Origin of the sequence: Deinococcus peraridilitoris DSM 19664 (assembly GCF_000317835.1) — a bacterium.
In the GTDB taxonomy this organism is placed as follows: Bacteria; Deinococcota; Deinococci; order Deinococcales; family Deinococcaceae; genus Deinococcus_A; species Deinococcus_A peraridilitoris.
In genome coordinates this window covers 3,770,806-3,794,827 of record NC_019793.1, presented here as the reverse complement: position 1 = coordinate 3,794,827, position 24,022 = coordinate 3,770,806, and the positions used below count along the sequence as shown (strand labels likewise).

Below are 24,022 nucleotides of genomic sequence, written 5' to 3'. Positions count from 1 at the left end.
GTGAGGATATAGTGAAAAATATGTGCAACGTGAACACTCAAAACACAAAAACGCGGGGTCATTGACCCCGCGTAGCCGCATCAGGTTATGCGCGTTGTGCCAGAACCTGCTGGACCAACTCAACAATCTGGGGCATGGTGTCCGCCACCGGCACGTTCGCGTCGGCCATGGCAGCCAGCTTCGACTCGGCAGTGCCCACATTTCCCATAATGATCGCGCCCGCGTGACCCATGCGCTTGCCTGCGGGGGCGGTGCGTCCCGAGATAAAGGCCACAACCGGCTTCTTCATGCTGGTCTTGATGTACTCGGCAGCGGCTTCCTCGTCTGCACCGCCGATTTCACCGATCAACACGATCGCGTCGGTGTCGGGGTCCTGCTCGAACATTGGCAGCACATCAGCGAAAGTCGTGCCGATCACGGGATCGCCGCCGATGCCGACGGTGGTGCTGGTCCCCAGCCCCGCGTCACCGAGCAACTTGCCCGCCTCGTACGTCAGGGTGCCCGAGCGTGAGATCAGGCCGATGCGGCCCTTCTTTTCATAGATGCGGTTGGGCATGATGCCCACCTTGCACTCGCCGCTCGACACGAGTCCGGGGCAATTGCCACCGATCAGGCGCACACCCTTGCCCCCCGAAGCGCGGCTCTCTGCGTCGAGCGCCTTGACTTCCTGCACGGCGCGCATCATGTCGACCGTAGGCACGCCTTCGGTGATCAGCACGATCAGCGGCACGCCCGCGTAGGCCGACTCCAGCACCGCGTCGGCCGCGCCGGCGGGCGGCACGAAGATGATCGAGCAGTCCACCTCGTGGTGGCGCTGAGCTTCCGCGACCGAGTTGTAGACCGGCACACCCTCGTGGGTCATGCCGCCCTTGCCGGGAGTTACGCCCGCCACGACTTGCGTACCGAACTCTTTCATGGCTTTCGTGTGGTTGGTGCCTTCACGGCCCGTGATGGCCACAACCAGTACCTTCGTGTCCTTGTTCACCAGGATCGACATTACTTGTTCGCCTCCTGCGCGGCGGCCTCGGCGGCCTGGAACATATCCGGATACATCTGGATGAGCGGGCTGTTGACTTCGGCCAGCAGCGCCTTGGCTTCCTCCTCGGCCGTGCCGGCGATGCGCATGCGCACCGGCTTGGTAAGAATTCCTTCCTGCAGCGCCTGAATGACGCCCTTGGCGACCTCGTCGGCGCGGGTGATGCCGCCGAAGATGTTCACGAAGATGCTTTTCACGTCGCTGTCCTTCTGGACCAGCTTCACGGCGTTGTACACGATGTCCGCGCGGGCGCCGCCGCCGATGTCGAGGAAGTTGGCGGGTTTGGCGCCCGCGCGGTTCACGACATCCAGCGAGGTCATCACGATGCCCGCGCCGTTGCCCAGCACGCCCACGTGACCGTCGAGCTTGACGTACGCGAAGCCATAGTTGCTGGCCTCGATTTCCAGCGGATGCTCGGCTTCGAGCTCACGCCAGTCGGCGAGGTCCTTGTGACGGTACATGGCGTTGTCGTCGATCTCGAACTTGGTGTCGAGCGCCAGGGGGATGCCCGACTCGTCCACGAACAGCGGATTGATCTCGACCAGCACGGCGTCCATCTTGAGGGCTGCTTCGCTCATCTTGACCATCATGTCGGCGATCTTGTTGAGGTTGCCCTTGAAGCCCGCGCGCAGTACCACCTCGCGAGCCTCGAAGGGACGCAGACCGGTGGTGGGATCGACCCGGAAGCGGATGATCGCGTCAGGATTCTCGGCGGCGACTTCCTCGATTTCCATGCCGCCCTCGGCGGAGGCCATCAGGGTATAAGACTGCACGTTGCGGTCCACGATCATGCCGACGTAGTACTCGGTGCCCGCGTCGATGTCGACCGCCTTGGTCACCAACACCTTCTTGACCGTCAGGCCCTTGATGTCCATGCCCAGAATCTTCTGGCCGTTTTCATAGGCTTTTTCGGGATCGGGGCTGAACTTCACGCCGCCTGCCTTGCCGCGTCCGCCCACGTGAACCTGCGCTTTCACGACGACCGACTGACCGAATTCCTGCGCGATCGAGCGCACCTCATCGGGCGTGTAGGCCACTTTGCCTTCCTGCACGTTCACGCCGAAACGCCGCAGCAATTCCTTGCCTTGATACTCGTGGAGTTTCAAATTACCCCTCCTGGGCCGATTGTTTGTGGAACACCGCACACGGGCACTCGCCGGGCGGTGATGATTCCCGACAAAGTATATACCTGACGGGCGTTAGGCAAGACGCGCGGAAGGTGTAACTCGAACAGTACAGGGGCCAGACCGGCCGGTGCCGGTCAGGTTGTCACCTCGGGCGCGTGGAGGAGCGTTCATTCGCCTGCTGGCTCACGCCGGACCTGGCGGAATCCTGCTAGCGTGCCGACGTGGCCACGCTGCTTTCCCTGGAGCACATCTCGCTCGCGCGCGGTGAGCGCGTGGTGCTCGATGACATCAGCCTGAGCGTCTTCACCGGCGAGCGCCTGGCCTTGCTGGGTCGCAACGGCGCGGGCAAGACCACCCTGCTGGAAGTGCTGGCCGCCCGCTGCGTACCCGACGAGGGAGAGCGCTGGCAGGCGGACGGCACCCGCCTCGGGTATCTTCCGCAGCACCCCATCTTCGAGGGCGAGGCCACGGTCGCCGCGCTGGTGGCGGCAGCCAATCCGGCTCTGCGCCGTCAGCAGCAACTCGAGGGGCTGGCTGCCCGCCTTCATCACGAACCGGAACTGTTGCCTGTCTGGGCCGAAGCGCAGGCTGCCTTCGAGGCCGAGGGCGGCTACCACTATGAAGTCACGGCGAACGAAACGCTCGGCATGCTGGACCTGGCACCTTTCCGGGACCGCACGGCAGCGTCACTCTCGGGAGGCGAGCGCACCCGGCTGGCCCTGGCACTCACCCTGCTACAGCGCCCCGACGTGCTCCTGCTTGACGAGCCCACCAACCACCTTGATTTGCGGATGCGCGAATGGCTGCAACAGGCCCTGCTCGCGTATCCCGGCGCCGTGGTCCTGACCTCGCATGACCGGGAACTGCTCGATCAGGTGGCCTTGCGCTCACTCTGGCTCGAAGCTTCCCGGGCGACCTTCTACACCGGCGGTTACAGCAGCGCCCGCACCCAGCGTGATTTTGCCCGCCGGGCGCAGGCCCGCACCCATCGCCTGTCGCAGCGAGAAGAGACGCGCCTGGCCGCAGCCGCTTCACGTGAGTCGCGCTGGGGCCGCCACGCCCAAGCGCTGCGTTCGCGCGCCGGGCGCGTGGACCTCGTCGATGCGCCGCTTCCCGAACGGCGTCTCCGGATGCGCCTGCTCAACGGAGAAGCGCGCGCCCGGGTGCTGGTGTGGGCCGAGCACCTGAGCAAGCAGTACGGCGAGCGCATGGTCCTGCGAGATGTCGCGCTCAAGATCAGGCAGGGCGACCGCGTGGTGCTGCTGGGAGCCAACGGCAGCGGCAAGACGACCCTGCTGCGAATGCTGGCCGGAGAGCTGTATTCCGAATCGCCCGAGGGACAGCTGCAATTCGAAGGTGGCGTCGCGGTAGCCTACCTCGATCAGACCTGGCACGGGCTGCACCGCGACGCCAGCTTGCTGATGCAATTCTCCCAGCGTTTCGGAGCCCGGGCAGCGGCGCTGTTGGGACGCGCCGGCTTCGGTGAGGGCGACTGGTCGAAAACGCCGCAACAGCTCTCGGGGGGTGAACGGGCGCGCGCCGGGCTGGCCCTCGTCGGGGCACTGCGTGGGGACCTGCTGCTGCTGGACGAACCAACCAACCACCTTGACGTGGAGGCGCTCGAAACGCTGGAGCAGGCGCTGCAAGGGTATGGCGGGGCATGCGTCATCGTCACCCATGACCGGCGCTTCGCGCGGGAAGTGGCTACCCGTCTGTGGCGCATCGAAGAAGGACAGCTGCTGGAGCAGGCCAGCTGGGAGCGCCGCGACGTGATCGACCCGGCGCGTACCTTGCAGGGCGACCCTCCGCCCCCGCCGCCGCCACCCTCGGCGCGCGAGCGAATGGAGGGGCTTGAGGACCGCGTTGCCGAACTGGACGGCACCCTGACGTTCGGTCGCCTGACCGTTCGTGAGGAAGCGCGCGCCCGACGGGAGCACCGTCGCGCACAACAGGAGCTCGGGCTGCTGTACGACGAGGTCTTCGGGGCGCCGGTATTCGATCACGAAGTTCGTGAAGGTCCGCTGTGGGTCCGCGCGGTGCGTATTGGCGCGGGCGGCATGATCCATGCACGTTCGGCACCCGGATGTCCTCACCTGGTCTGGAACGGCGAAATGCTCTCCTGGCAGGGTGCACCCTGTGAGCTTTGGTTTGCCGAACACTTGTTGCGCGCCGGTCTGCGCGTGCTGTTCGAACACTGGCAGGTGGCCCGCGTCCGCTTTCCCTCGGGCCGCGAACTGCTTCGCGCCGAGTATCTGCGCGATACGGGCCTGAGTTGAAGCAGCGGCCGGCGTCTCTCATCCGCTGGGATTGTGAGCAAGACGTCTCTTCACCTGTCTCTTCACCTGGAAGTGGCTATACTGTCCACCGTGGAAGACGTACTCAAGGGGCGCCTGGGAGGCGCCGAAGGTTTCGACGTGCGCTGCACGCTCGACGGAGACCGCATTGTCGGTCGCGCGGGTGGACGGCTGCACGGCAAAGACATTGACCTCGAAATCACCGAGACCGGCGTTCAGGGTACGGTGGGCGGTGAAAGCGTCGCCGTCGAACTGCAGGAAGGTGAGCTGCGTGGCAACGTTGGCCGCGAGCAGATTACGCTGCGCGGTGTGGACCGGGTTACCGGTTTTCTCGGTGAACCGATCGTTGGCTGGAACATCATGGGCCAGCAGGTCGGGCAAAAGCTGATGGGGCGCCTGGGCAGCACGATTCTCGGCAAGGATTTCGAATTCGAGCTTGGCAGTGCGCCGGGCTGGGTGGGCACCCTTGTCGCGGTGGTGGCGTTCTATGCGCTCGAACCCCGCGCTTCACTGAAAAAGTAAGAGGGGCAGTCAGCAGACCGGAAGACTGGAAGGAGTGTTGGCCCCTTCCAGTCTTCCTTTGTCATGTGACGGGGCTTCCTAAAACCGGAAGGTATACCCCAGCCTGAAAGTCGTGCTGAGACCTGACGAAACCCCGAACTGCACGCTCGACCGTGGCGTGAAGTTGTACGCCACCGCGAGCGAGGGTTGCAAGGTCGTCAGGTTCAGTCCGGAGACGGGAGAGGACACCGTGAAGGTAAAACGGTTGTCGGGCGTGTTGTAGGTGGCATTGACGAGTCCCTCGCCGCGCAAATCCACCTGGTATTCCAGGTAGAAGTCACGCGTGACGTACGAGCCCAGGGTGAACTGCACCTGAAAGTCACTCGCGCCCGAAAGCAGGTTGGTGCGGATGCGAAAGACGTCCAGCCCAAGCGCGCGTCCCACACCGCGCTCGATTTCGCCCAGCAAGAAGACGTTGAGGGTGGTACGCAGCGCACTCTGCGTGAGTTCAGAGGGCAGATTGGACGCGTTGGCACTCCCCAGAGCGACCAGCGCGTAGAGTTCTGACTCGGTCAGTTCCCGACCGGCGCGGGTACAGTTCTGGGTACAGGAGAACGTGGTGCGCAGGTCCAGGTTGCGCTCGCCACCGTCTCCCGCCGGAAAGCTGCCCTCGACGTTGACATTGACACCCACGCGCAGGTTCTCGTCAGGAACGAGGCCTTGCGCCGACGCCCGGAAAGTCGGGTAAGCCGAGGCGCCGTCAAAAGTCGCGCTGCCCTCGGCGATCGCAAATTCATTTTCGCGCAGGAACAGGCTGCCCCGAACCACGCGAATCTGCCCGCTGACCTGTGGTTCGCTTGCCCGTCCACCAAGGATCAACGAACCCGTCAGCTCGGCGCGCGCGAGGTTCTCGTCGATGCGGATGCCGTTCGGCATGAGGACCGGGATGTCCCGCAACACGATGCGAGACAGCAGGGGATTGCTGCGCTGCTCGCCGGGCACCGGCGGAAAGGTAACCAGCTCGCTCGGAAGGGGACTGATAAAGTTATCCCCGTTCCGCCCTTTGTCACCTGTGCCCGGCAGCGTGATGCCGCTTGGCGTGGCCACCCGGCCGATCACCAGGCGCTCGAAAGTGAGGGCGCCGTCCACCTCGAAGTTCTGCCCGTTCTGCTCGATCGTCAGGTCACCGTTGAGCAGTGAGTCGCGTGCATACACGATGCCAAGCTTCGGAGTCAGGCCCCGCGCGCTGGCCGTGAGCTGCAGCTGGGGGGACAGAGATCCGGTGATGCGGGCAGTGCCTCCCTGGACCACGGTCGCGTCGAGATTCCAGCCACTTCCTGCCTGCAACACCTCCGCCACGACGCGTTGCAGGCGCCCGGACTGCCGGGTGGCGAGGTCGCCGTCATACCGCAGGCGCGCGCCGGAGAGCTGCCCTTGGGCGAGCTGGCCGCTGGCAGTGATAACCCCACCGGCGGCCACGTCTCCTTCCAGCCGCAGGCTGGTGTTGGCCTGTAGCTGTCCGCTGCTGAGGCTGGCATTCAACCCCGAGAGCGTGAAGCGCACGTTGCTGGCCGAACCGCTCAACGCGCCTCCGGTCAGACGGGCCTCGGGGACCTCGTAAGTGCCCGCCACGCGCGCTTGAAGGTCGCCGCGTAAGGTGGGCTGCGCGCCACGCACGCCGGGAACGATGGCCAGAAACGGTGTGAAGGAAGTATTGCGTACCGTGGCGCGCAGGTCCACCCGGGCGCGACTGAATTCGCCCTGTACGTCCACCTCGCCCGCACCGCGCAGCCGAATGTCCACGTTGCGCAGCTCGCGGGCCGTGTAGGCCAGCGTGCCCGTGCCCGTCAGGCTTTCGTTTCCGGCAGATACCCGAATCCGTTCGGCAACCACGTCGATTCGGCCCGCCAGCGGATCGGCCAGGGGCAGCGTGAAACGCGCGAGGCCGCTGACCGTGCTTTGTCCGGGAAGCGGGCCGCTGAGCGCACTCAGAATTGCACCGACCGGCAGGGTCGTGAGCTGCAGGCGGCCGTTCAGTACGCCGCCGGTGACCGAGCCGAACAACTGCGAATCGCCGGCGAATCCACGCACGCGCCACTCGGTCCCGAAGGACGTGCCCTCCAGCCGGACAGGCAGGTCTTCGCCGGCCACCCGCAAATCTGGCACACGCAGCACGAACGTCGAACCCCCGTCGGAGAGCGTGGCCGTGCCGCTGGCGCGGCCTTGGAGCAGTTCGGCAATTTGAAGTGCCTGCAGATCGAGACCCTCCAGCCGTGCGTCGACCCGGTAGCCCTCGCCTGAAGGCTGCAAGCCAAGCTGGAGCGTGCTCAGGTTTTCTTCGAGCGCGCCCGCGAAGTCGCCGCCGCCCGAGAACGTCAGCCTTCCGAAGGTGCTGCTCACACCCGCGTCCAGCTCGAATTCATTGTCGCGCACGCTGAGCGCGCCGCGCAGCGCGGCTGCACGACCCAGCAGGGTCAAGGGGTAATTCGCTGCGTTCAGCGTACCGTTCAGCCGACCCCCGGCCAGCCCCAGATCGGCGCGCAGGGTGCCGGTTTCATTGCCGCGCGTCCGGCGCAGGTCGGCACTGACCTGACCCGACCACTCCTGCCGGCGGACGGCATCGAGACCCAGGCGGCCATTGGGGCCGCTGAGCATCCCGTTCACCCTCGTTTCACCCTCTGCGAAGATGGCGTTCAGTTGCACGAGCCCGGCGACCGGCACATCCACGACCGGCAGCGAATACGGGGTCCTCGCTGCGCTGACACTGGCCGAAACGCGCCCGGCGCGCGAGGACAGATCGTACTGACCGTTGGCGACCAGCGTTCCGCCGATCTCGTCGACGCCCAATTGGCCGAGGTCGAGTCCCGGCAGATCCACACGTACCTGCGAGGCGCTCAGCTGCACGGTGCCGTCGCGTGCACCGTCGCTGACGATGATGCGGCCTTCCTGCCTGGACAGGGAACCGCGGGCGCGCCACCCGCCGTAAGCCGCGTCAACTGAGGCGCTGGGCCCGTTGAGGGTGCCGCCCAGACTGAGGTTGACGCGGGCGCCCTCGCGCATGAGCGAAACCGCGCCCGAAAGGGCCTGGCCTGTCAGGCGCAATTCACCGTCTGCCTGCGTGCCCGGGCCATCATCGAGCGCAAGCCGTGCGCCGTTTGAGTCGGCCCTCAGCTGTGCCGCCGCCCCGAACACCCCGAGCTGAGCGGCCAGCGACGGCGTGTCCCAGGCCCCTTCGACGGTGAAGATCGGGTCACGAGTGATCACCTGGGCGGGGAGACCACCGACCCGACCCCGCCCGTTCCAGCCCACGGCTTCGCTGCCCGCCACCTCGAAAGTCGCGTTGGCGCCCGAGGTACGGATGGTTCCGCTGGCCGAGGCAGCCCCGCCCGTGTAGCCCAGACGCAAGGAGCCGCTGAGTGCACCCTCGGCGCGCACCGTCGCTTGCAGCCCCCCTCCAGGCGTGAATGAGCCATCGGCAGTGAAGCGCGACGAGAAGGCCTCGGCGGCCAGCCCTTCAACCGTCAGCTGCCGGCCGTCGAACGTCGCGACGGTGCGCTCGTGCTGCCGCGCCTGCACCGACCACTGGCGCAGCGTGCCTGCGCCGCTCAGGGACAGGTCACCCAGGCGCACGCCGGAGCGTTCGACCTGCCGAAAGCCGCCGCTCAATGCAACTTGCGGATCGCTCAGTGACCCGGAAAAACGCAAGTCGAGCGCCCCACTGCCGCGCGCGTCCAGCAGGCTCAGCGGGGTGAGGCGTGCCGAGCCGCTCAGCTGCGGCACGAAGCCCGACAGTGCGAACTGTCCGCTGCCAAGTACACCGGCGTCGATGGTGTACTGGCCGCGCCCATTCCCCACCAGGCGCACGGGCGCGCCCAGGGCAGCAAACCCGGCGCTCGCTTCGCCTTGCAGTTGCGGCCAGCGCCCGGCAAGATCGAGGGTCACCTGTTCCTCACCACGGCCCACCGAGCCCGTCAGGCGTACGCGGGCACCCGGCGGATCGAGCGTAAGCTCAGCGAGTTCGCCGGACAGCTGACCCCGGTACGGCGCGATAAAGTCGGCGGTGATCTGTGCCGCCGGGTCAAGCAGGCGGCCACGGAGCTGCGCGCGGGTCGTGACTTCCGGCCGTTCGGAGATGACCAGACCTGACAACGCCGGATCGCCCGCTTGCCCGCTCAGCGTCAGGTCAGCGCTCACCACGCCCAGCGCCGCGGCCTGCACGCCCCGCGCGACCATCCGAACTTCTCGCGGAAAAGCGCCCACCGCGCTCAACTCTCCACCGAGCGCACGCACTGTGAGGTCGCTGCTGAGGGTGGAGGGGCTGTAACTCAGTTCTCCCCGCGCACTGAAGCTGCCGGTGCGGACGTGGCGTCCCTGTACATCGAGCGCCTGTGCCCGGACCTGTGTGAGACCACGGCGGTCACCGCTGAAGCTCAGCGCGCCGCCGAGGCGCAGCTCGGAAACTTCGAAGTTGGAAGGCAGCAGGCGCGCCAGCCTCAGGTCGCGCGTCTGCAGCTGTCCACGGTAAGCGCCATCTCTCCAGGACGCCTGCGCGCTGACCTTGTCGAGCCAGCCGTCAAAGCTCAGCTCCCCCCGGGTCCCTGCGTACTGCGCCTGCAGGCGTCCGCTCAGGTCCCCTCCGCGGTCTGTCACGTCGCCCTGGGCGGTCACCTGCAGGTCGCGCCAGGCACCGCCAAGAGACGCCTCCCCGGTGACGGTGAGTTGCCCGCTCCGGCCCCACAGTGCACCCAGATCGAAGGTTTCCAGCCTGAGGGTGCCTCCGGGCCTGCCCGGCAGGCCCGGAGGGAGTGCGGCCTGAATCTGGCCGCGCCCCACCGAACCTGCCACGGTCAACACCCCTTTACCCGTGGCGACGACGTTCGTGTCCTGCCCATACGCCCGGCCGGAAGCGCGCAGGTTTCCCTGCCAGCCGGTGCGGGCATTCCAGCCGAACGGACCGTGCAGCGCCAGTTGACCGTCAGACCAGCGGACGCTGCTGGCCAACTCGAACTGTGCCGTCAGGACGCCCTGGGTCAGGTGCCCGCGTGCCGCTCCCTGGAGGGCAGACCCACTGGCCTCCACCCGCCAGTCCTGACCGAGCAGGCGGGCATCGAGCCGGGTCCCGGCGGCATCCAGACTGAAGGTCTGTGCGCTGCCGGCAGGGGCCCTCAGGGTCCCCGAGGCGCGCAGGTCGGGTTGGTTCAAGGATCCTGCGGCCCGAACGGTGTACTGACCGGGCAGCCACTGACGCAGGTCGACGTTGGCGTTCAGGTTCAACTTCGGGTAGGCCTGACCTGTCACCCGGGCGCCCAGCTGCTGGGAAGCGACTTCGCCGTCCTCAATGCGCAGTGCACCCGCCCTCCACCGGACGGGCAGGCGGAACGTCACTCCCGAGGCGGCGCCGCTGACCTCGCCGCTCGCCTGCGCCAACGTCCCGCTCAACTCGCCGCTCAACTGACCCGGCTGTCCGGTCAGTTCGCGCAGGTCGGCCACCAGCACTCGCAGTGCCCCCGTCCATTTGCCCCCGGACCGGTCAGCCTGCACGTTCAGCTGTGCTTCGGCGATTTCACCCGTCAGGCGCACGCGTTCTGATCCCAGCGTGCCTTGCACCGACACCGCACGGCCCTCGAAGCGTCCGCCAGCCTGCACCGTCACGTCACCGGGAAGCTCTCCCCGCAACGTTCCGGTGACCTGGTCCACCGCGAACGAGGCGTCCGCACGCGGATACACCTGACCCTGCACGCGGACCGCGCGGTTTGCGAGATCGCTCACCACGTCGGCGCGCAGCTGACCCTGGGCGAGCGTGACGGTGCCGCGCGCGGCCTGCTCCCCGGAGCGCAGGTCGATGTTCACCCGCGCCTGAGCACGTTCGAGATCGAGGTCGGGCAGGTGCAGGTTCCCGGTGATGGCGCCTCGTGCGTTGACCAGGGGCCGCAGGGCAAGTGCATCGAGGCGCGCGCCCCGCACGTCCAGGGTGCGGCGACTGAACGAAAAGGGCAGCCGGGTGCCCGGCTGTCTCAACTCGCCCTCGGCCCGCAGGCTGCGCTGCCAGTCCAGGCGGGCATCGAGTTCGAGCGGCAGGCCCACGTACCGTGTGTCCAGCAGATCGAGACTGGCAGTTGAATTCAGGAGGCGGGCGCGGAGCTGACCAGGCTGCAGTTCCCGCCGCATGACCTCTGGCAGCGCCCGGACGAGCGGGGTGAGGCCGGCCCGCACTTCGCCGCTCAGGGTTGGGTACACCTGCACGTTGCCCTGCACGGGCCCGGACATGCTGGTCCGCAGCGACGTTCCGTTGCCGGTTAAGCGCAGCTGTCCGCGCTCGGTTCCCAGCCTGTAGGTAAGATTCTGAGCGCCGCCCAGTACGCCTCCAGCGAAACCAAGACCACCCACCTGAACGCGCGGAGGTACCAGACTCGCGCGGACCGGCAGGGTGGCGCCCGGCAAGCTCAGCGGTGTTTCGAGAATTCGGGTCTCCTGTGCGCTCAGGTTCAGGCGGCCACGCAGATCGCGGGCGCTGCCGGTCAACAGCACGTTCCCCCACGGGCCCCGGGCACTGAGGCGAACTTCGTTCAGCTCGGTGGGCAACTGCAGGCGGGCACGCCCATTCAGGGCGGTGCCGGCGATGTCGCCGCCGAGCGACAGCTCACCCTGGCGAGCTGTGAGGCGCAGATCGCCGACCCGAAGTGTGCCGTTCAGTGCAGCGCCGCTTCCCGAGAGCTCGCCTTGCAGACGTTGCCCCATGGCCGTGAGGTCATTGAAGCGTGCCCGGAAGTTGGTCGGAGAGGAGGCGTCGAAGGTCGCGAAGCCGCCCACTCCGTCGGCAGCGCGTCCTGAGGCACGCCACCGGTCACGCTGCCCACGCAGCCGCCCGTCGACGAAAACGCCGGAAATTCGTCCACGAAGCTGGGCCTGATACGCCAAGGTGGCGGCGTCGAGACTCCCCGTGCCGCGCAGACCGGTGCCAGACACCGAAAACTGCAGCGCCCGCCAGGGCCCGGAGGCCCGCAGGTCGTACGGCCCGACCCGGCCCGACGCCCGTACTGCTCCCGTCCAGTCCGGTCCCAGTTCACCGTTCAGCTGCACGCTTGCCGACTCACCCCGCACCGTGAGCCGCTGGTCGCCCGCCACCCGCACGCGCCCATCGGCATACGTCAAGTCGAGTTCGCCCCAGCGCGCGGTGCCGCTCAGCTGAGGGGTCAGCTGCCCCGAGGCACGCAGATTCTGCGCCGGCAGCACCACGCCCGCCAAGTTCAGGGCCTCGCTCGTCCCATTGGCGGTCCACGACAGATTGCCGGGCGTTCCACTCAGGCGCGTCAGCACCTGCTGGCCCTGCCATGCCAGCGTGCCGTTCACGTCGACGCGCGGATACGCCTGCCCACGCAGGATGGCGCGCAGTTCTCCATAACGAGCGTCGACATTGCTCCGCACGTTGCCGCTGTCGGCCTGAAAGGTCGCGCGAATCTGGGCTCCGCGCAGCTGCGCCTGCAGGCTGCCCGTTCCTGAATTGCCGTTCATGTCGACCACCAGGCGACCATCGAGGTCGGGCGCACCCGCAAGTGCACGCAGGGCCCGCAGATCAAGCGCGCCCGTCGCCCGCACCTGACCGTCGCGCGCTGTTCCCCGCAAGCGCTCGTCGCCCGAGCGCAGATCAAACTGCACGCCCTCACTCAACCGGACGTCGCCACTCAGATCTGCACCATCGAGGCGCACGGTGGTGCGGTAATCCTCGCCGAGCCGCGTTTCACCGAGAATTCGCACGCCGCGTACCCGGGCGTCCAGAAGCGCCGTGGTCCCGCGGCCCCGCAGCCGGAGGGTGCCGAGGTCTCCGATTGCGTCCACCTCTCCCAGCAGCGAGCCCGGCGCGTAGGTGAGATCGCCCTGGGTGGTCAGGCCTGCTACCCGCACACCGCGCAGCGCCAGGGCAATTCCCTCGCCGCGCCAGCGGGCCGTACCGCGCCCGAAATCCCATTGCCCGCGCCGTTCGCGCCAGTTTACGTCGAGCGCTCCGCTGAGCAGCCCCTCGACTGCCGGCAGCCGGGCGTCCAGTACCCCGGTCAGGCTGCTGCGGCGCAGATCGACTCGGCCATTGCCATCGACCGTCACACCGTACGCTGCCAGCGCGTCGGCACGCCAGGTGCCCTGACCCTGGCGGTCGAGTTGTGCGCTCAGGGCACCCAGATCGAGGCTCACGCCGGTTTCGGTGACCTGACCTTTCCCCCTGAGCTCCAGTCCCGCTGCCGAAAGCCGCTCGACACTCAAGTCGAGGTTGCTCAGCGGACCGCGCAAGGCAGCGCGCAGCTCGACCCCCGAGGCGTTGACGTCGGCAAACGCCCGCAAGTTCCGCGTCTGCAGGTTGTAAACGGCAGAAATCGGGCCGCGCAGTGCCCGGCCACTCACGTTCAGGCGGGCCCCCTGGAGAGAGGCACCCAGGTTCAGAGGGGCGTCCAGGAGCATTCCGGTCGCCGTCGCGCGTCCCTCGCCGCCCACCGTCCAGTTCGCCTGGAGCTGCTGGGTTTCACCTTGCAGACGGGTGCGAACCGCGCCTTGCAGGCTACTCTGGCGGTTTTCGAGCGTGTATCCGGCCTGCAGGGCCTCGAAGGGAACTGAGGCCAGTTCTCCCTGACCGGTCACGCGGGCACTGACCACCGGCTGGTCCCATCCCTCGGCAGTGGCCATCACGCGCACATTGCCCTGACCTGTCGTGCCCAGCTCGCGCGCCAGACCGGCCAGGCTTGGCGACGCCTCGCCGCTGGCGGTCCAGCGCCGCGCCGCCGTATTCACCCGGGCGCGCGCCGATACCGGCCCGTCCCACGCCTCGCCCTTCAGGGCAATATCGTACGAACTGCCCCGATGCTGGACGGTCCCGCCGATGTCCTCAATTTCGACCAGCGGTACTCCCGGCACGACGATCCGGCCTCCCACAACCGTGAGGTCGCCCTGCAGGGCTCCGCCGTCGAAGGTGTAGCGCCCGGTGAGTTTGCCACCGCGAACGCCGGGCCAGAAGGCGTTGACAAGGGTGGCGTCGAACTGCACGTCTGCCTCGCCGGTCAGTTGGCCGCCCCGTGGGACATACCGGATGTCCGCCTTGGCGCCGCCGTGCCGCGTGATGGCCTGCACATTGAGGCGGCCGTTTTCACCCCGGGCACTCAGACGCGCGTCGGGAAGGCTGTATCCGCTGTTGTCGAGGTTCACCCGCACGTTTTCCAGTGCGAAGTCCTGCGGCACGAACTGCCAGTTGTTGCGCCGCTGCCCCGAAAACAGCTGCTTGAGATCGAGGTCGATTTCTGCGTCCTTGAGGCGGCCCGTGAAACGCAGCTCACGGGTAAAGGGATTGAAGGCCGTGATGCGGAGCTCGAGTTCGTCGGCCTCAGCACGGATTCCTGATCCATCGATCAAGGCGCCCCGCAGGACGGGGCGCCACAGTGGACCACCGACGCTGCGGGCCTGGATGCGGTAATCGCCCGGCAGTTGGTTGATCAGGCGCGGGCCGTACAGGGGCAACCCGAAGAGCAGCAAGCCAAGCAGAATGACCAGGGCGGCCATCAGCAGCCAGCGTGTGCGCGTCACGAGCGCATTCTATTCGGATGAACGTGAGTTTTGCATCCGTTAAAGACAGCTTTGGATCAGCTGTAAGCTGCCTCGGTCAGGCCTGGCGCAGGCTCGACTAAAGCGGTTGTCAAAGACATTGATCGGTTTTTGATCCATGTCTTTGACCGAGCGGAGAGCGCGCAGTGCCCGAAACCGCTTTTGGGCACGCTGTCAGCGCGGGGAGCGAGTGACCTTGACCAGGAGCGGATGGAAATGGAATTGATGGAGTGTCTTTCTCCAAGGGTGGAATGGACAAACGCTCTAGACTTTCGGGTATGCGAGTGAACGTCCTGATTTCCGGCGCGGTGCAAGGCGTGGGATACCGCCGTTTTGTGCAGCGTCACGCTCTTGACCTCGGTTTGCACGGCTACGCGGAAAACCTCAGTGACGGGCGGGTCGAGATCGTGGCAGAAGGCGAACGCGGTGACCTTGAGCGTCTGCTGCACTGGCTGCGCCGAGGCCCTTATCACGCGGCCGTCACACATCTCGATGTCCAGTGGAACGAGGCCACGGGCCTCAATGATTTTTTCGTGTATTGACAACTGCCTTGACGTGCCCGCACGAGGCGGGTAGCCTTGACGTGTTCCGACTCGGAACGACTCTTATCCAGAGCGCGTGAGGGATCTGGCCCGAAGACACGCGCAGCAACCGGCCCTCATCACGGCAACGGTGCTTTCCAGCCTGCTCTCCGCCGACGATGGCGAAACAGCGGGAACGATAAGGGAAGGGAATTTGGCACGCAATACTGTCCCCCTTCTCTCCGGAGAGGGGACTTTTTCATGTCCCCGAAGCACGCCAGGTGCGCCCTCGAGGCCGCCCAGGCACCCCGGCACTCACGCCGCACCTCGGAGGATTCATGACCACGCCTAGTCCCAAGTTCCGCTTCGAAACCCTGCAGGTACACGCCGGGCAGGCTCCCGACGCCGCCACCGGCAGCCGCGCCGTGCCGATCTACCAGACGACCAGCTACACCTTCCGGGACGCCGCACACGCCGCGAACCTTTTCGGCCTGCGCGAGTTCGGGAACATCTACAGCCGCATCACGAATCCCACCAACGCCGTGCTCGAGGAGCGCATCGCGGCGCTTGAGGGTGGTACGGGCGCCCTGGCCGTCGCCAGCGGTCACGCCGCGCTGTTCATCGCCATTCTGACCCTGGCCCGCCAGGGCGACAACATCGTCTCGACGCCTAACCTGTATGGCGGCACCTACAACCTCTTCAAGGTGACCCTGCCCCGGCTGGGTATTCAGGTGCGCTTTACTTCCCCTCAGGAACGACCTGAAGAGTTCGCGGCGCTCATCGATGCGAATACCCGGGCGGTGTATCTGGAGACCATCGGTAACCCGGCGCTGAACGTGCCGGATTTTGAAGCCATCGCCGCTGCCGCCGCCGATCACGGCGTTGCGGTGATCGTCGACAACACCTTTGGGCAGGGCGGTTACCTGTTCCGCCCGTTCGAGCACGGCGCGAACGTCGTGACGCACTCGGCCAGCAAGTGGATCGGCGGCCACGGCGCCGCCATTGGTGGCCTGCTCGTCGATGGGGGGAATTTTGACTGGGGCAACGGACGCTACCCGCTCTTCACCGAGCCCAGCCCCAGTTACCACGGTCTGAACTTCTGGGAAACGTTCGGCTTTGGCAACCCACTGGGCCTGCCCAACGTCGCTTTTGCGATTCGGGCGCGAGTCGAGAACTTGCGTGACCTGGGCCCCAGCCTATCGCCCCACCACGCGAGCCTGTTCATTCAGGGCCTGGAGACGCTCTCCCTGCGCGCGGAGCGGCACATCGAGAACACCCGCAAGCTCGCCGCCTGGCTGGCCACGCGGCCCGAAGTGGCCCGCGTCACGCACCCCGACTTGCCGTCGCATCCACATCACGCACATGCCCGGCGCTACTTTCCGCGCGGCGCAGGGTCGATTCTGACTTTTGAATTACACGGTGGCCGGGAAGCGGGCGAATCGTTCGTGAACCATGTCCGTCTGGCGAGCCTGCTGGCCAACGTCGGCGACACCAAGACCCTGGTGATTCACCCGGCGAGCACTACCCACAGTCAATTGAGCGAAGCCGAGCAGATCTCGGCGGGTGTGACGCCCGGTCTGGTGCGCGTGTCGGCGGGCCTGGAGCACATCGACGACCTCACCGCCGATTTCGCGCAGTCGCTGGCCGCCAATCTGCAACTCGCATGACGGGCGCCTTTCTGACCGAAACCTTCGGTGGGCGCGATGCCGCCGTGACACTCACACGGCCGACCGGTGCGGTCCGGATGGTGACGCTCTTTCGTGAACGGGCGCTCGAACTCGATTGTGGCGCCAGCGTCCGAAATGTGCGCGTCGCCTTTCGCACCTGGGGTGAACTGAACGCTGCAGGCGACAACGCAGTGTTGATCATGCACGCCCTGACGGGTGACCCGCACGCGGACTCGTGGTGGAGGCCCCTGCACGGGCCGTCGCGCGCGCTCGATCCGCAGGAGCGCTTTCTGGTCTGTGCGAACGTCATCGGCGGCTGTGCGGGCTCGAGTACCCCCGCCGAACTCGGAGGGCACCGCCTCGGCATTTTTGACATGGCGCGCGTGCAGGGTGAATTGCTCTCGCATCTCGGTGTTTCGCGCTTCGACGTGGTGGGCGGCTCGATGGGGGGCATGCTGACGCTTGCCTGTCTCAAGCTGTTCCCCGGGCAGCTGAAACGTGCCGTGGTGATCGCGGCCCCGCAACGTCAGTCGGCCTGGGCGCACGGTTGGAACGTGGCCGCCCGCGCGGCACTGGCGCTCGACCCGGCGCGTGGGCTGGAGGTCGCGCGCATGTTCGCGATGCTGAGTTACCGCTCACCCCTCAGCCTGGAACTGGCGCAGTCCGGGCCGAGCCCGCTGGGCAATGGGGAGCGCGCCATCACGACCTACCTGACCCATCACGGCGCCAAGCTGCGCCGACGCTTCACGCCGGAAAGCTACGCCTGTCTGACGCAGGCCATGGACGACTTCGAAATCGATGACCTGACCCTACGGACCAACCGCGTGCTCACCCTGGTTGTCGGCATCAGCAGCGATGAGCTGTACCCTGCCGAGGAGGTGAGACGGCTGGCGCACAAGCTCGGTGAGAGCACCTATTACGAGTTGACCAGCGTCGACGGGCACGACGCTTTTCTGATCGATACACAGGCGCTGGGAGCGCAGGTCGGGCGGTTTCTCCGTCTTGGTGACGACGCGTGCTGAGCAAGCCAGCATTTCCGGTTGTGGTGACGTATTCCATTGCAGGCGACATAAGGCGGTGTCCGCTACACCGCCTTATGTCGCCTGCAACTCCAGTGCGCGCGCGAAGTTGGCAAACATCAAGGCCGAGGTGAGGGGCCCCACCCCACCCGGCACGGGAGTGATGGCGCTCACGGCGTCTGCCACGTCCGGAGCCACGTCGCCTACGACCATGTTCGCCACGACGTTGATGCCCGCGTCGATCACCACGTGATGGTGCTGGACGTGCCGCGCTTCGAGCAGGCACGGTCGGCCGACGGCGACCACCAGCGCGTCACACCCTTCCAGCACGCGGGCCAGCTGCCGGGTGTGTGGATTGCATAGTGTTACCGTAACCCCGCGGTTGTTGAGCATCCACACGAGCGGCCGGCCCACTGTCCGCCCGGGGCCGATCACGGCGATGTGCGCGCCGCGCAACTCAAGCTGACGAGCTTGCAGCCCCAGCTCCAGCAGATTCAGGCAGGACGTCGGCGTGGGCGGCAGCAGCGCCTGCTCCTCGCGGCCTGCCGCGATCAAAGCCAGGTTGGCAGGGGAGAGGCCCTCGACGTCTTTGTGGGGCGCGATCGACAGCAGTGCACGTTCTGCATCGAGGTGGGGTGAGAGCGGCAACTCCAGCACCACCCCATGAACGCCCGCATCGGCGCTGAGTGCGGCAAGCTGATCTTCGAGCTGCTGCTGGGAGGGCTGCGCTCCCAGATCGACCGTGCGAAAGGTGACGCCCAGCTTGCGGGCACGGTTGGCCTTGCGCTCGACGTACACCCGGGTGGCCGGATCGTCCGAGGCGATCACTGCCGCGAGGGTCGGCGTGAGGTGCGCGAAGTGACCCAGCCGCTCACGGGTCTCCTGAGTCACGCGCCGGGCCGGAGCGCCGCCTTCCAGCAGCTGAGTGGCAGTGCTCGAAAGCGGGCCAACGGGACGCCGGGCCAGCATATCAGTGCCTGAAGTGCCGCGAACCGGTGAAAATCATGGTGAGCCCCAGTTCATCACAGGCGGCGATTACCTCGGGATCGCGCTTGGCGCCGCCCGGCTGCACGACCGAGGTCACGCCCGCCGCCGCCGCCGCCCGCACCACGTCATCGAAGGGAAAGAAGGCTTCGGATGCGAGTGCGCTGCCGGCAGCGGCGGCGCCGGCATTCAGCAGGGCGCGCTCGGCTGCCCAGATGCGGCTGACTGCGCCCGTGCCGAGCCCCACCGTCACGCCGCCTTTGGCCAGCACGACGCTGTTGCTGCGCGCATGTTTGGCTACCCGCCAGGCGAAGGCAAGGTCGTGCCATTCTTCCAGGGTCGGTTCGCGCTTCGTCACGACTTCCGGGCACAGCTCGTCCCAGGTGCGCTGGTCACGCGCCTGCACCAGAAAGCCGCCGACCAGCGGGCGGTACTCGAGCGTCGTGGCGCCCCTTTCGCCGGCCAGCAGGACCCGTAGGTCGGGCTTCTTGGCGCGCAGCCACTCCAGCGCTTCCTCGCTGACTTCGGGCGCCACCAGCACTTCCAGAAAGGTGCCGCGCATGGCCTGCGCCGCCGCCAGGTCGATCGGGCGGTTCACGGCCACGATGCCACCGAACACGCTCAGCGAGTCGGCGTCGCGGGCGCGCTCCCAGGCCGTCCTCACGTCCTGTGCCAGGGCGACTCCGCACGGATTGGCGTGTTTCACCGCCACGCACGCGGTTTCCTGAAATTCCTGCACCAGCGCCCAGGCTGCGTCAGCGTCAGCGTAATTGTTGAAACTCATCGCTTTGCCGGCCAGCACCCGGGCGTCGAGCAGTGGCCCGCGCTGACCCTTCAGGCGGTACACGGCCGCCGCCTGATGCGGGTTTTCGCCGTAGCGCAGTTCGGTCGTGCGTGACAGCTGCAAGTCGATCTCGCCGGGCAACTCTTCGGTGCCGTGCGCGGCGCTGTCCGCTCCCAGATAGGCGGTGATGGCCGCATCGTAAGAGCTGGTATGCGCGAAAGCCTTGGCCGCCAGCGCTCGCCGTTCGTCTATGCTGAGTTCGCCTTCCAGAACCCGGGCGTAATCGGACGGATCGACCAGCACGATGACGCCCGGAAAGTTCTTGGCCGCCGCGCGCAGCATGGCCGGTCCGCCGATGTCGATGTTTTCGAGCGCTTCAGCGAGGTCTACGCCCCGCGCGACGGTTTCGCGAAAAGGGTAGAGGTTGACGCAGACCAGATCGATCGCCGCGATACCGTGCGCACGAAGCTCGCCCAGGTGCCCCTCGTCCCGCCGGGCCAGAATGCCACCGTGGATGGCGGGATGCAGCGTCTTGACGCGCCCGTCCAGAATTTCGGGAAAGCCGGTCACGTCACTGACCGCCGTGGCCTGGACCCCGGCTTCGAGCAGGGCGGCCAGGGTGCCGCCGGTTGAGAGGACTTCGTGACCGCCCTCGGTCAGGGCGCGCGCGAATTCGACCACGCCGGTCTTGTCGCTGACGGAAATGAGTGCTCGCATGTTCACCTGGAAATGTCGAAAACGGTGTCGGACGGTAAGGATTGCTTCCCGTCAACAGGTTCTCGGCCCAGGCGCGCGGCCCGTGGATTCTTGCGGCTCCCCCGCGGTTGCCCGCGTCGCGTCGCCAGTCACCGCAACGTGCTGCAGTATAACAGGTCCGGTGAAAAGCGCTCTTGGGCCTGCCGGCGTACGGGAGACAGTATCCTGAAAGAGGCCGACGCGCCTGAAACGAGAAATCTGTTTTCGCGCTCGGTGCGTCCGCATCTCGCGCTGTAGGCGCGCTCCCCCGCGCGTCCGACCAGCCTCATCCGGGTACCGTTTATACTTAGACTCAGTCCAACTTTTATCGGAGGAGCCCTTGCTTCCGCTCATTCACCAGATTCTCTTCTTTGTGTTCGCGCTGATTGCCGGTGCATTCGGCCTGTGGGGTTTTTACCGCCTTTACCTGCGCGTCCGCCGTGGCCGCCCCGACCAGGAACTGCGCGCGGACCAACCCCTGGCGCGGCTCTGGTACGCCCTGCGCGTCACCCTGACCCAGGAGCGCACCTTCCGCAAGCGTCGGGCCCTGAGTGTCTTTCACAGCCTCATCTTCTACGGATTCGTGTTCTACCTGCTGGTGAACATCATCGACGGGCTCGAAGGCTACGTGCACTTCAACATCGCGTCGACCCATCCGCTTGGCGCGACCTACAACTTCCTGGCCGACCTGCTCAGCGTCCTGGTACTCGTGGGTGTCGTCGCCTTCGTGATTCGCCGTTACTTCGCGCCTGCCCGGCGTGATTTCCGCTTCAACGAAAAAACACTGCTGCACCCGAACGTCAAGCGGGGCGCAATCACCCGGGATTCGGTCATTGTCAGCAGCTTCATCCTGTTTCACGTCGGCAGCCGTCTGATCGGCAACGGCGCCAAGATGGCCGAACTGGGAGGTGACCCGTACCAGCCTTTCTCGAGCGCGCTGGGTGCCCTTTTTACTCCCGAGACTGCCGAAGGCTGGCGCATCTTTGGATACTGGGGCGCCCTGGGCAGCGTTCTGGCGTTCCTGGCATACTTTCCCTACACCAAGCACATTCACATCTTCGCCGCACCGGTCAATTACTTTTTCAAGCGCGACCGGGTGAGCGGAGAACTGCCGCCCATGAAAGTGGACCTCGAAGCCGCCGAATCGTCAGAGCACGGACCGGAAATGGGCGCGCAGTTCATGGAGGATCTGGCGTGGCCGCGCCTGCTTGACGCTTACGCCTGCATCCAGTGCAACCGCTGCCAGGATGTCTGTCCGGCCAGTGGAACTGGCAAGGCCCTCAGCCCGGCGGCACTGGAGATCAACAAGCGCATGGAGCTCAACGTGATCGCGGCGCACCCCAGCCCGTTCACCCTGAAAACGGCTGCCTTCGAGCAGGGCGCGCCCAGCTCGCGTCCGCTGCTGGAGTTCGCCATTTCGCCTGAGGCCGTGTGGGCCTGCACCACCTGCGGCGCCTGCATGGAAGTCTGCCCCGTGCAGGACGAGCAGATGCTCGACATCATCGATATCCGGCGTCGTCAGGTGATGGTGGAGGGCGAGTTCCCGCCGCAGCTGCAAAGTGCCTTTCGCGGGATGGAGCGCGCCAAAAATCCCTGGGGCATCAGCCATGAAAAGCGCATGGAGTGGGCCGAGGGCCTGCGCGTTCCGACCACCCTCGAAAACCCGCAGCCGGACGTTCTGTACTGGGTCGGCTGCGCCGCCGCGTACGATCCGGGCGCGCAGAAAACCGCGCGCGCCTTCGTGCAGCTGCTCGACCGTGCAGGGGTCAATTACGCGGTGCTGGGCAAGCAGGAAGCCTGCACCGGCGACAGCGCGAGGCGTGCCGGAAACGAGTACCTGTATCAGCAACTCGCGGAGCAGAACGTTGAGACCCTCAACGAGGTGCGCCCGAAGCTGATCGTGGCAACCTGTCCGCACTGCATGAACGCCATCGGCAACGAGTACCGCCAGATCGGCGGAAACTATCAGGTCATGCACCACACCCAGTACCTGGAGACCCTGGTCGGGCAAGGCAGACTGGAGACTTCCCGGCTCGACGAGGCCGTCACCTACCACGATCCGTGTTACCTGGGCCGCCACAACGGCGTGTACGACGCGCCGCGCGAAGTCATCCGTTCGATGGGCCTCGAGATTCTGGAACTGGAACGCTCGCGGGAGGCCTCTTTCTGCTGTGGCGCGGGAGGCGCGCAGTTCTGGAAAGAGGAAGAGGAGGGGCACGAGCGCATCAGCGACAACCGTTTCAAGGAAATTCAGCGCCGCCTCGATCAGGCCAAAGCTGGCAAGACCCTCGCGGTAGGCTGCCCCTTCTGCAAAAGCATGATGAACAGCACGCCCAGCAAGGCGCAGGCGGAAGGCATCGTGGTGAAGGACGTGGCCGAGCTGCTGCTCGAAAGCGTTCAGCGTGCCCGCGGTGAGGCTCTCTCACCCGAGGCCGCAGAGCCCGAGGCTCCTGCCGAGATTGAAGCCCAATTTGCCCCGCTGATTTCCGAAACACCGGCGTCCAACTTCATTCCGGAGCCGCGTCACGATGACCCGCCCTTTGCCAATGCCGCCTACGAAGAGCCCGGCACGACCACGGCAGAAGTCGAGGCCGCGCAGGCCGCCGGTGAACACCTGGGCGACCGGCCCGGTTCAGGTGAGGTTACTCCGCCAACGACCGGTGAGCGCAAGAAATGGAGCCCGAAAGGCAAAAGTGCCGACGACGTGTCGAGTGGCGCGCCAACTGCTCAGGACCTGCCCGAAACGCCCGGCGAAGCTCCCGTTCCTCGGCAGAAGTGGGCCCCGGCCCGGAGTGGATCGGCGGCAACGCCATCGCCATCGCCCGAAGCCTCGGGCTCCACTGCTGCTCCGGAGCCATCTGGCACCCTTGCGATTCCCGCTGAAGCGCCCCGGAAGAAGTGGTCTCCCAAAGGCGCCCCCATCCTGACTTCGCAGGAGGCACCCGAAAGCACACCCGGCCCGTCTGCTACAACGGCAGCCCCCGGCGCGGGCGAGCGCCCCAAGTGGAAACCCAGACAGGCGACCGCGGTTTCTGTGCCTGGTCAGGTCGAGGTCGCCGCGGACGCTCCGGGAACACCCCTCACGCCCGAAGAGCGTCATGCGGTCGCCCTCACACCCGACCCGACGGTCGACGACGCCATGACCTCCGGCGCCCCGTCTGCCGCAGAGACATTCAGCTCCGAGTCATCGCCGGCAAGCCAAAACGAGACTTCGCCCAGCGTGCCCACTGGCAACGCTTCCGTTTCGGGTGGCCCGGCCCAAGACGCGCCACGCAAAAAGTGGACCCCCAAGCGCAAAGACTAACAAGCGAGACGGCTATCCAGAATAAGCAGAAATCCGGGCCCTGGCCCGGATTTCTGCTTATTCGTGGTCGATGATCTTGTGACGTTTCTCGAAGCGGATGACCAGAACCCCGGCGCGCAGCTGCGCCTGCCCGGTGCCCGGCACGGTCTCCACCGGAAAGCTGAACGTGCGCTGAAAGCTGCCCTGAGGACGTTCGACGCTCAAGAACGAGCCGTCGGTCTCGGGCGGTGGCCGTTGACCGCGCACAACCACGGTGTTTTCTTCCTCGATCAGTTCGAAGGCGTCACTTTCAACGCCGGGAACGTCCATGATCAGCAGCAGTTCGGTGTCGGTTTCCAGCCAGTCGGCCGGGGGCGCCCAGGGTGCGCCATGCGAAAGGGCCTCGACTTCCTGGCGCAGTTGCATCAGCGAATTGATCCGTCGCAGAACGGGTTCGGAGCCTCCGCTCATGGCGTGACCTGTGTGATG

General features: G+C 66.3%; 12 protein-coding genes and 2 riboswitches. Of the genes, 6 read left to right on the top strand and 6 right to left on the bottom strand.

The window, feature by feature from the left end; translation table 11 throughout:
* Nucleotides 1-85: 85 nt before the first annotated feature.
* Both sucD and sucC read right to left on the bottom strand, forming a co-directional pair.
* The gene (gene sucD, locus DEIPE_RS18250; RefSeq protein WP_015237459.1) at nucleotides 86-997 is read right to left on the bottom strand and encodes a succinate--CoA ligase subunit alpha; all 912 of its coding nucleotides are present in this window, start codon (nucleotides 995-997) and stop codon (nucleotides 86-88) included.
* A complete protein-coding gene (gene sucC / locus DEIPE_RS18245) occupies nucleotides 997-2,142 on the bottom strand; it encodes an ADP-forming succinate--CoA ligase subunit beta (protein WP_015237458.1) in 1,146 nt (381 codons plus the stop codon). The genes sucD and sucC overlap by 1 nt, the downstream gene beginning before the upstream one ends.
* A 242-nt stretch (nucleotides 2,143-2,384) precedes the next feature.
* Between sucC and DEIPE_RS18240 the strand changes: the two genes are divergently transcribed.
* Both DEIPE_RS18240 and DEIPE_RS18235 read left to right on the top strand, forming a co-directional pair.
* Nucleotides 2,385-4,439: an ABC-F family ATP-binding cassette domain-containing protein gene (locus tag DEIPE_RS18240; protein WP_015237457.1), complete on the top strand. Its 2,055-nt coding sequence runs from the start codon at nucleotides 2,385-2,387 to the stop codon at nucleotides 4,437-4,439.
* 90 nt (nucleotides 4,440-4,529) lie between these two features.
* The gene (locus DEIPE_RS18235) at nucleotides 4,530-4,979 is read left to right on the top strand and encodes a hypothetical protein (RefSeq protein WP_041230987.1); all 450 of its coding nucleotides are present in this window, start codon (nucleotides 4,530-4,532) and stop codon (nucleotides 4,977-4,979) included.
* 78 nt (nucleotides 4,980-5,057) lie between these two features.
* Here the strand turns inward: DEIPE_RS18235 and DEIPE_RS18230 are convergent, their stop codons facing one another.
* A complete protein-coding gene (locus DEIPE_RS18230; protein WP_041230986.1) occupies nucleotides 5,058-14,522 on the bottom strand; it encodes a translocation/assembly module TamB domain-containing protein in 9,465 nt (3,154 codons plus the stop codon).
* Nucleotides 14,523-14,818: 296 nt separating this feature from the next.
* Between DEIPE_RS18230 and DEIPE_RS18225 the strand changes: the two genes are divergently transcribed.
* The 3 genes from DEIPE_RS18225 (at nucleotide 14,819) to DEIPE_RS18215 (ending at nucleotide 17,750) form a co-directional block, all read left to right on the top strand.
* Nucleotides 14,819-15,082 carry an acylphosphatase gene (locus DEIPE_RS18225; protein ID WP_041230985.1) on the top strand — a complete coding sequence of 88 codons (264 nt, stop codon included), beginning with the start codon at nucleotides 14,819-14,821 and terminating at the stop codon, nucleotides 15,080-15,082.
* Nucleotides 15,083-15,142: 60 nt separating this feature from the next.
* Nucleotides 15,143-15,267, top strand: a riboswitch (SAM riboswitch).
* Between the two features lie 132 nt (nucleotides 15,268-15,399).
* A complete protein-coding gene (locus tag DEIPE_RS18220; protein WP_015237453.1) occupies nucleotides 15,400-16,728 on the top strand; it encodes an O-acetylhomoserine aminocarboxypropyltransferase/cysteine synthase family protein in 1,329 nt (442 codons plus the stop codon).
* The gene (locus DEIPE_RS18215; protein ID WP_015237452.1) at nucleotides 16,725-17,750 is read left to right on the top strand and encodes an alpha/beta fold hydrolase; all 1,026 of its coding nucleotides are present in this window, start codon (nucleotides 16,725-16,727) and stop codon (nucleotides 17,748-17,750) included. The genes DEIPE_RS18220 and DEIPE_RS18215 overlap by 4 nt, the downstream gene beginning before the upstream one ends.
* 72 nt (nucleotides 17,751-17,822) lie before the next feature.
* Here the strand turns inward: DEIPE_RS18215 and DEIPE_RS18210 are convergent, their stop codons facing one another.
* A complete protein-coding gene (locus DEIPE_RS18210; RefSeq protein WP_015237451.1) occupies nucleotides 17,823-18,716 on the bottom strand; it encodes a bifunctional 5,10-methylenetetrahydrofolate dehydrogenase/5,10-methenyltetrahydrofolate cyclohydrolase in 894 nt (297 codons plus the stop codon).
* Nucleotide 18,717: 1 nt separating this feature from the next.
* Nucleotides 18,718-20,232, bottom strand: coding sequence for a bifunctional phosphoribosylaminoimidazolecarboxamide formyltransferase/IMP cyclohydrolase (purH, locus tag DEIPE_RS18205; RefSeq protein ID WP_015237450.1), 1,515 nt, complete (start codon nucleotides 20,230-20,232; stop codon nucleotides 18,718-18,720).
* A gap of 58 nt (nucleotides 20,233-20,290) precedes the next feature.
* A riboswitch (ZMP/ZTP riboswitch) is annotated at nucleotides 20,291-20,374 on the bottom strand.
* 216 nt (nucleotides 20,375-20,590) lie between these two features.
* Here purH and DEIPE_RS18200 point away from each other — a divergent pair.
* Nucleotides 20,591-23,554: a (Fe-S)-binding protein gene (locus tag DEIPE_RS18200; protein ID WP_015237449.1), complete on the top strand. Its 2,964-nt coding sequence runs from the start codon at nucleotides 20,591-20,593 to the stop codon at nucleotides 23,552-23,554.
* Between the two features lie 57 nt (nucleotides 23,555-23,611).
* On the opposite strand, the gene DEIPE_RS18195 is transcribed toward DEIPE_RS18200, so the two are convergent.
* The gene (locus tag DEIPE_RS18195) at nucleotides 23,612-24,004 is read right to left on the bottom strand and encodes an Hsp20/alpha crystallin family protein (protein WP_015237448.1); all 393 of its coding nucleotides are present in this window, start codon (nucleotides 24,002-24,004) and stop codon (nucleotides 23,612-23,614) included.
* Nucleotides 24,005-24,022: the final 18 nt, after the last annotated feature.

Excerpts from the sequence above, each read along its gene's own strand:
- sucD (WP_015237459.1), bottom strand. The coding sequence starts at position 997 with ATGTCGATCCTGGTGAACAAGGACACGAAGGTACTGGTTGTGGCCATC.
- DEIPE_RS18225 (WP_041230985.1), top strand. The coding sequence starts at position 14,819 with ATGCGAGTGAACGTCCTGATTTCCGGCGCGGTGCAAGGCGTGGGATAC.
- DEIPE_RS18220 (WP_015237453.1), top strand. The coding sequence starts at position 15,400 with ATGACCACGCCTAGTCCCAAGTTCCGCTTCGAAACCCTGCAGGTACAC.
- DEIPE_RS18215 (WP_015237452.1), top strand. The coding sequence starts at position 16,725 with ATGACGGGCGCCTTTCTGACCGAAACCTTCGGTGGGCGCGATGCCGCC.
- DEIPE_RS18210 (WP_015237451.1), bottom strand. The coding sequence starts at position 18,716 with ATGCTGGCCCGGCGTCCCGTTGGCCCGCTTTCGAGCACTGCCACTCAG.
- purH (WP_015237450.1), bottom strand. The coding sequence starts at position 20,232 with ATGCGAGCACTCATTTCCGTCAGCGACAAGACCGGCGTGGTCGAATTC.
- DEIPE_RS18195 (WP_015237448.1), bottom strand. The coding sequence starts at position 24,004 with ATGAGCGGAGGCTCCGAACCCGTTCTGCGACGGATCAATTCGCTGATG.